Below are 7,491 nucleotides of genomic sequence, written 5' to 3'. Positions count from 1 at the left end.
CATATTTGATAATCACGTATCATTTATGATACGTATCATAAATGATACAAAAGAAGATGTAACAAAAATGTTACGTCACATTTTTGTTACATCTCAAATTTAAAACAAGAAAACAGCACCAAGGACGGCTAAGGAGTGTCTTTGGTGCTGTTTATTTGGTTGAGTTTATTCTGTATATTCAACATAACCTTTTTCTTGTAATTTAGCTGCAGCTTCACTAATTTTCACTGGTTTTGGTTTGGTCGCAGGAAATTGATTCGGATCGCGTCGATGTAACTCTTTCCAGTCCATAGTTTGGTAATCATATATTACGGTTTGAATGTATTCTCCATCTTCCTTCTCAACTTTAGAGGTTATTCCAGTTACATCCTTATAAAGCTCTTGACTTTTGTTCAGAAGTTGAACAACCTCTTCTTCAGATTTGCCTAATCCTTTAGGGTTATAAAAGTAAATACCAATCTGTTTATAGACGATGTCATCCTTGAAGTAGTAGATAAGAAATGTTGATCCACCTTTATCTATACGCTTGAATCTTTGTACACCGTCTTTTGGCAGAGCTTCTGTTGTATTTTGTTTATTGGACGCTACTTGTGTTGTTGGAGCAGTCGTGGTTTCTTGAGCTGTTTGTGAAGTTTGCGCTGCGCTTCCTGCTGAATTGTTTTGTCCGCAAGCCGCAAGAGCAAAAAATGATGAGAGTAATGCGATTAATATTTTCAAGTGTTTATTCATTTTGTTATAAACCTTTCTTAAAACTCCTTATATTTTATTGTTTAACGTAACCGTCTTCAAGTAATTTTGGAACAGCCTCACTATATTTTAAAGCAGTTGGATTCTCATCGGTGAATGTTTTAGGAGCGCGTTTATGAAGCTCTTTCCAGTCGATATTGTTGTAATCAATTTTGAGTGTGTGGTAGTAAATTCCATCTTTTCGTGCAATAGTGGATTCAACTCCTTTAACGCCGTTGTAGATGGAGTGTCTCTTTTTGAGAAGTTTTTGTATTTCCTCTTCGGTTTTACCCATTTCTTTAGGGTTAAACGCATATACGGCATCTTGTAGATAAACGATATCGTCTTTAAAATAATATTTTATGGTTGTAGTATTACCATTATCTTCTAGTTTATAAACAGTTTCACCGTCTTTTGGAAGGTTGCTGCTATTTTGTGCGTTCGACTTTTTCTTGTTTTGTTGCTTATTAGTCGCTTTTTCTTTAGTTTGTTGATTGTCTGCTGCTTTTTCTTGGCTCTGTTGATTGTTAGCCGGGTTCAGTTTTGATTGTTTATTATTCGCTTGTGATGTTTCTTGAGCTGCTTGTGTTGTCTCTGCTGAGTTATTTTGTCCACATGCCGCAAGTAAGAAACCTGCAGTTGCTAAAAGTGTTAGTTGTTTTACTTTTATATTCATTTTATAGAATTCCTTTTTATAAGTTTATGATTAGTTAACTCTTGTAAATCCGGCATCGAGTAGTGACTGTATGATTTGATCGTAATTCGTAGCCTCTTTCTTAGACGTAAAATCTGGATCGATTTCTCTTAGCTGATCGAAGTTTACATTCGAATAGTCGACTTCGTATGATTGGATGTATTTAGTTCCTTCCATACGAATATCAAGCTTTAGACCAGTGACATCTTTAATTTGCTCTTTTAATTGATTATAGCTTTGCTCCATAGTTTGCTTTTGTGTTTGCAACGCTTGTTTGAAAGCTTCTTTAGAGGTTTCTGGCAAGCCTGATATGTCAAAATCGATAATGGAATCGGTCGTCATTTTTTGAATCAAGCCATTTTTAAAGGTAATCTTGACTTTCGTTATGTTGTTTCCATTAATTCGCTCAAATGCGACTTGACCTTCTTTAGCATCCGATTTGGCGACTGTTGTTTGAGCCTGAGCAGTCGTTGCCTTTTGTGTTGTTGTCGCTTGAGTGGTTGCCTGAGTTGTCTCTTGAGTCGTAGCGACCGTTGTTTCTTCTTTTTGACTTTGACCACAAGCGGCTAGGAGTAGTGCACTTGTAAAGAGGAGTGCGGATACTTTTGTCAGTTTGTTCATAATAAACTCCTTATTTTGAAATCATATTATTATTTTTCTACATAACCAGCCTTGAGAAGTTTATCTCTAAACTCAGAGTAACTAACCGTATTGTCATCAGTTAGTCGTAAATTTGGCTCAATTTCTTTGAGTTTTTTCATATCGGTTTTAGTGTAATCGAATGAATAAGTAACAGTGAAAATATCATCATTGTGTGCTGATTTATACTCAAAACCTTTACCGATAAGATCTTTGTATTTTTGTTCGTCTTCCGCAGAAGAATTTTTAAGTAATTCAAGAGGATTATCTGCATCAATTTTTGACAGTGTATAATTCTCTACAGATTCTTGTTTTAATAAGACATCATCTTTATAATAAAATGTCATTGTTATTGTACCAACTCGATCACTAATTTCAAAAACTGCTTTTTGAGCATCTTCTAAACTATAAACAGTTGTTGGAGTAGCTGTCGTTGGAGTAACTGTCGTTGCTTGTGTTGTAGCAATCGTTGTTTCTTCTTTTTTCTCTTGTCCACACGCACCTAAGAGGAATGCACTGGTAAAGAGGAGTGCAGATACTTTCACTGTGTTCTTCATGCATAGTCTCCTTCATTTTTGAAAAAAGGGGAGAAGAGGACCCTCTTCTCCCTATTTAATCTAGAATATTACTATTGTTTTTCTTTATAGCCACCCTTAAGGAGTGCCTCTTTAAATTCAGAGTAGCCAAGAGTATTATCATCACGTAGATTTAAAGTCGGATATACTTCTTTTAATTTATTCATATCAAGTTTAGTGTAATCGAAAGAATAAGTAATCGTGAAAACATCATCTTTGTAATCTGTTTTAATCTCAAATCCTTTACCGATAAAGTCTTTCAGTTTTTCTTCTGTTTTCGCACTAGATTTCTTAAGTGTTTCTAAAGGATTCTCGCCTTCCATTTTTGAAACAATATAAGTAGTTACACTTTCCTGTTTTAATAAAACGTCATCTTTATAATATAACGTCATCACAGCTTTTACAGCATCATCACTAGCTTCAAGAACTGTTTTTTTAGCATCTGCTGGCATGTCAGTTTTTGCTTGAGCAACAGTTGTAGGCGCAGCTGTCGTTGGAGTAGCAGTTGTAGGCGCAGCTGTTGTTGTTTCTACTTTTGCTTGAGTAGTAGCAGTTGAGTCTTGTTTTTGTCCGCAACCTGCTAATACTAGACCAGCTGTAAATAGAAGTGCGAATGCTTTTGTTGTTTTGTTCATGATTTTTACCTCACTTTTTGTTATGTATCGTAAAACCGGCAAGAGAGATCTCTTTACCGGTCTTCTTTATTTAATTATTTCTTTTCAGTATATCCAGCTTTTTCAATCAATTCTCTAGAAGCTTTGAAACTTACTGCATTACCATCTCCTGAGAAAGAGTCTGGGAAAGCTTTTTGCAGGTCTTTCACTTTAGCTACTGAATAGTCAATCGTTACAAGTTGAGTAATCACTCCGTCTTTTGATTCTAGAGTAGCAGTAATCCCTTTGATTTTAGTGTATTCCTCATTCTCTTCTTTAAGTTGTTCCATTGCTTCGTCTTCAGAGATTGGTAACTCAGAAATAACGTATTTCGTTTCAGCAGATTGCTTCGTTACAACGTCTCCTTTATAGTAATAGGTTATTGTTGAAGTATGCGGACCATTCTTTAGTTCGAATGCTGTAGATTCTTCTTTCGCACATCCTAATAGTACGAATAATGCTGTAAATAACACAGCGAATAATTTCATTGCTTTTTTCATGAAATACATCCTTTCAAGTTGTAATATACATATATTATAAATCTAATAATTCTAATATGCAAGCCTTTTTACAAAAATGGGTGCCAATGAAGGTTGACAATTGCTAACGGTTTGAATTTACTTGAAATGTGCTATACTAATCTTACAGTGAAATGGAGGAAAAAGTATGAATCAAACTGTAAAATTCTTGAAAGAACTTGTGGCAATTCCGTCACCAACTGGCTATACCAAAGATGTGCAAGACTATTTAATCGATGTCTTAAAAGATATGGGATATGAGCCAACACGTACAGCAAAAGGATTAGTGGTTGTAACAATACCTGGAGTAATAGATATGCAACAACGTGTGGTAACGGCACATATTGATACACTTGGTGCGATTGTTCGTGCAGTAAAACCAGATGGACGCTTAAAACTTGACCGTATTGGTGGATTTGCTTGGAATATGATAGAAGGAGAAAACTGTACAGTTCACGTTGCTAGCAATGGAACCACTGTTTCTGGAACAATTTTATTACATCAAACAAGCGTACACGTATATCGTGAAGCGGGAACGGTGGAGCGTAGCCAAGATAATATGGAAGTTCGTTTGGATGCGAAAGTGACAAACGAAGCCGAAACACGTGCATTAGGAATTGAAGTAGGGGACTTTGTATCCTTTGATCCACGTTTTGTCATCACACCAACAGGATTCATCAAGAGCCGTTTCTTAGATGATAAAGTGAGTGCAGCGATTTTATTAACCTTATTAAAGAAATACAAATCAGAAGGCATCACGTTGCCAGTAACGACTCACTTCATGTTCAGTTGTATTGAAGAAACTGGAACGGGAGCTAACAGTAGCATCCCAGAAAAAGCAGTCGAATTCTTAGCCGTGGATATGGGTGCGATGGGGGATGACCAACAAACAGACGAATACACCGTTTCTGTCTGTGTGAAAGATGGTTCTGGGCCTTATAACTTTGATTTCCGTCAACATCTTGTATCTCTATGTAAGGAGAAGAATATTCCATTTAAATTAGATATTTATCCTTATTATGGAAGTGACGCCTCAGCAGCAATGCGTGCTGGAGCAGAAGTGAAACACGCCTTACTCGGTGCGGGAATTGAATCAAGCCACTCTTATGAAAGAACGCATCTTGATTCGGTTGAAGCAACGCAACAGTTAGTCGATGCTTACCTTTTAAGTTCATTAGTAGAAGCTTAATAGGATGCCTTTCCAACAGTGTTTGGGAAGGCTTTTTTTGGGTTTGAAAAATTTTTGAAGAATTTTGTTGACAAGGGTTCTATCAAAGAGTATACTCTAAAACGTAAAACTTACGATTTAGAAAGTGGGAGATTTATGAACAAAAAAGAAAAGGCGATTTTAGGAGGAGCAGTAGCCCTTGGATTGCTTTTTACGTCAGGCGCCGTATTAACACAGCAACAAGCTGCATCGACTGACACAACAACCGAGGAGACAACCATTGATGCCGAGCGTATGGCAAAATACGAACAGGCAGCGAAAGAAATTAAAGACAATAAACCAAAGACAATTGTCGGAGAAGTCTTCGAGAATGGGTATTTGAAAAAACACGGAGACCATTATCACTTTGTATATGGTGCGCCACCGGCAGATGCCATTTACGAACAGAAAAAACCAGGTGCGACAACGAGCACAGTAGAAGACAATTATGTCTTCAATCCAAACGATATTGTGAGTGAAAATGAATTAGGTTTCGTTGTTCGACACGGAGATCACTTTCATTTTATTTACCGTTCACAATTAGCAAACGCACAGACAGTGACTAGAGAAGTAGAAGACAATTACGTCTTCAATCCAAACGATATTGTTAGTGAAAATGAGTTAGGCTTCGTAGTTCGCCATGGAGATCACTTTCATTTTATTTACCGTTCACAATTAGCAAACGCTCAGACCGTGACTAGAGAAGATGAAAACGGCAAGAAGAGAACGTGTAAATTATTACGCATCCCACATGGAGACCATTTCCACGATGTATTAGACTGTGGAGATGGTAGTGCTTCTTATACATTTGACGATGAACCAACTTCAAGACCGTCGACTGGTGGCAACCACACAGGAGTCGCTAGTACAATCGGGACTGTGACACCATCAAGTCCAAGTACAGCAAGCACACAACCTGTAACACCTCCTGCAACAGATATTGCGACACCGCAAGCTGAGGGGTGGACATTACAATCGCCAGAGATTCAAAAATATTTAGACTACATTGTCTATGCTTACGGCGTAGAACGAGATACGATTAAGTTCGAGTCTGTAACAAATGACAAAGGCGAGTATGTCGGAAAAGTATTTGCCTTCCAAAACATGGAACAAGGGCAAGATAAGAACCATATTCATCCTTGGGTGATTCCATTGAAACGTTTTGAAGTGCCAAACTCTGACCCATCGATTCCTGCAGAAGTGAGACTTTCTCAGGAGATTGATTTAATTGCAAGACGTATGGGGATTTCTCGTACAGCGATTCGTATTGTGAATGGACGCTTCGATATTCCGCACGGTGACCATAGTCACTCCATGAATATCGTCAACAAAGATGGTATCGAAGCCTATGAGAAAAATAAACTTCCAGTCATTGTGCCTCCATTTGTGGCAGGAGATGTGAATGTGAATGACGTTTTTGCCAAAATCGATGAAGTCAAAGCGCGTGCCAGTGAAAAATACAAAGATGATCCAGTGACATTCAACCGTATTTTAGTAGCCTTGAACGAATATAAAGAACAAGTGCAATTAAAAGGGAACTCAACAGAAGGATTCGTCAAAGGATTGGAACGCTTCGAGGCGCAAACGATTAATCACGAGACAGTCGCTGCAGAAGAAGTAAGTCCTGAAGAACAAAAGATGAACGCGACTCACGAAGAAACGGTTCGTATGGTTGGTGAGTTGAACTTACAAGACTACGGCGTAACGGCTGACGAGTTAAAAGACTTAGCTTCAAAAGCGCGTGCATCCAATACAGAAGAGCAAGTGAACGCGATTCGTTCATTAGTACAAGCGTTACGTGATGCCAACGACCGTATTAGTATTGAAGGAATGCGTTACTTATACTTCTTAACACAACACGTTTTAGACCAAGAATTACCTGCTACGCTTCGTGAAGAAGTGGCAAGCTTAATTAAGCGTTATATGGGTTCACGATTGAACTTTGCGACGACACCTGTTGAATCACTTATCATCGAGTCTTATCGTGCAAAATTAGCGATTAAGGAATCTCATGCGAAATCCGATGGTAAAGTCGATGCAACAATCGGAAAGAATCTAAAAGAAATTTTAACGCCAGCTTCTGAGGAAGAACAAAGCATTTTTCAAGAAGCAAAAGACTTCGCTGAAATGGCGCTAGATGAATCGGATAAAGATAACAGCACTCCGAAGAGCTCTATTCTAGATGTAAAACCTTCAGAGGAAAAACCATCCGAAGAAACAACAACGACACAAAGCGAAACGACAGAAACAACAGAAACAACAGAAACAACAGAAACAACAGAAAGTACGACCGCTTCTGTAGAGACAACAGAAGAAACAACGGCTACAACAGAAGCCGCTACAACAGAAGCCGCTACAACAGTAGAAACAACAACTGTTGAACAATAGAACTTTTAAGCACGTAACTCTTTGAAAAAGAAGAGTTGCGTGTTTTTGTTTCCTATGAATAGGTGGTTTAGCGGTATTTATGGTATACTAA

General features: G+C 37.9%; 8 protein-coding genes. 2 read left to right on the top strand and 6 right to left on the bottom strand.

Features of this window, described 5'->3' with window-relative positions; translation table 11 throughout:
• Positions 1–165 precede the first annotated feature (165 nt).
• From O3793_RS07290 to O3793_RS07265, 6 genes are all read right to left on the bottom strand, one after another.
• The gene (locus tag O3793_RS07290; protein ID WP_371446449.1) at positions 166–729 is read right to left on the bottom strand and encodes a DUF1307 domain-containing protein; all 564 of its coding nucleotides are present in this window, start codon (positions 727–729) and stop codon (positions 166–168) included.
• Between the two features lie 34 nt (positions 730–763).
• The gene (locus O3793_RS07285) at positions 764–1,402 is read right to left on the bottom strand and encodes a DUF1307 domain-containing protein (RefSeq protein ID WP_371446447.1); all 639 of its coding nucleotides are present in this window, start codon (positions 1,400–1,402) and stop codon (positions 764–766) included.
• A gap of 30 nt (positions 1,403–1,432) precedes the next feature.
• A complete protein-coding gene (locus tag O3793_RS07280) occupies positions 1,433–2,041 on the bottom strand; it encodes a DUF1307 domain-containing protein (RefSeq protein ID WP_371446445.1) in 609 nt (202 codons plus the stop codon).
• 29 nt (positions 2,042–2,070) lie between these two features.
• Positions 2,071–2,616, bottom strand: coding sequence for a DUF1307 domain-containing protein (locus tag O3793_RS07275; protein WP_371446443.1), 546 nt, complete (start codon positions 2,614–2,616; stop codon positions 2,071–2,073).
• Between the two features lie 71 nt (positions 2,617–2,687).
• Entirely contained in the window at positions 2,688–3,269 is a 582-nt protein-coding gene (locus tag O3793_RS07270) for a DUF1307 domain-containing protein (RefSeq protein WP_371446441.1), read from the bottom strand.
• A gap of 74 nt (positions 3,270–3,343) precedes the next feature.
• Positions 3,344–3,787 carry a DUF1307 domain-containing protein gene (locus O3793_RS07265; protein WP_371446439.1) on the bottom strand — a complete coding sequence of 148 codons (444 nt, stop codon included), beginning with the start codon at positions 3,785–3,787 and terminating at the stop codon, positions 3,344–3,346.
• A 166-nt stretch (positions 3,788–3,953) separates the two neighbouring features.
• Here O3793_RS07265 and O3793_RS07260 point away from each other — a divergent pair, with 166 nt between their 5' ends.
• Together O3793_RS07260 and O3793_RS07255 are read left to right on the top strand one after the other, a co-directional pair.
• Positions 3,954–4,994 carry a M42 family metallopeptidase gene (locus tag O3793_RS07260; protein ID WP_371446437.1) on the top strand — a complete coding sequence of 347 codons (1,041 nt, stop codon included), beginning with the start codon at positions 3,954–3,956 and terminating at the stop codon, positions 4,992–4,994.
• Between the two features lie 135 nt (positions 4,995–5,129).
• Positions 5,130–7,400, top strand: a complete 2,271-nt coding sequence (locus O3793_RS07255) for a pneumococcal-type histidine triad protein (RefSeq protein ID WP_371446436.1) — start codon at positions 5,130–5,132, stop codon at positions 7,398–7,400.
• The last annotated feature ends 91 nt before the right edge of the window (positions 7,401–7,491 follow it).

The sequence above is a fragment of the Granulicatella sp. 20925_1_28 genome (genome assembly GCF_041433575.1).
Taxonomy (GTDB): Bacteria; Bacillota; Bacilli; order Lactobacillales; family Aerococcaceae; genus Granulicatella.
The sequence above is the reverse complement of the archived record's forward strand: the minus strand, read 5'-3'. Positions and strand labels throughout refer to the sequence as shown.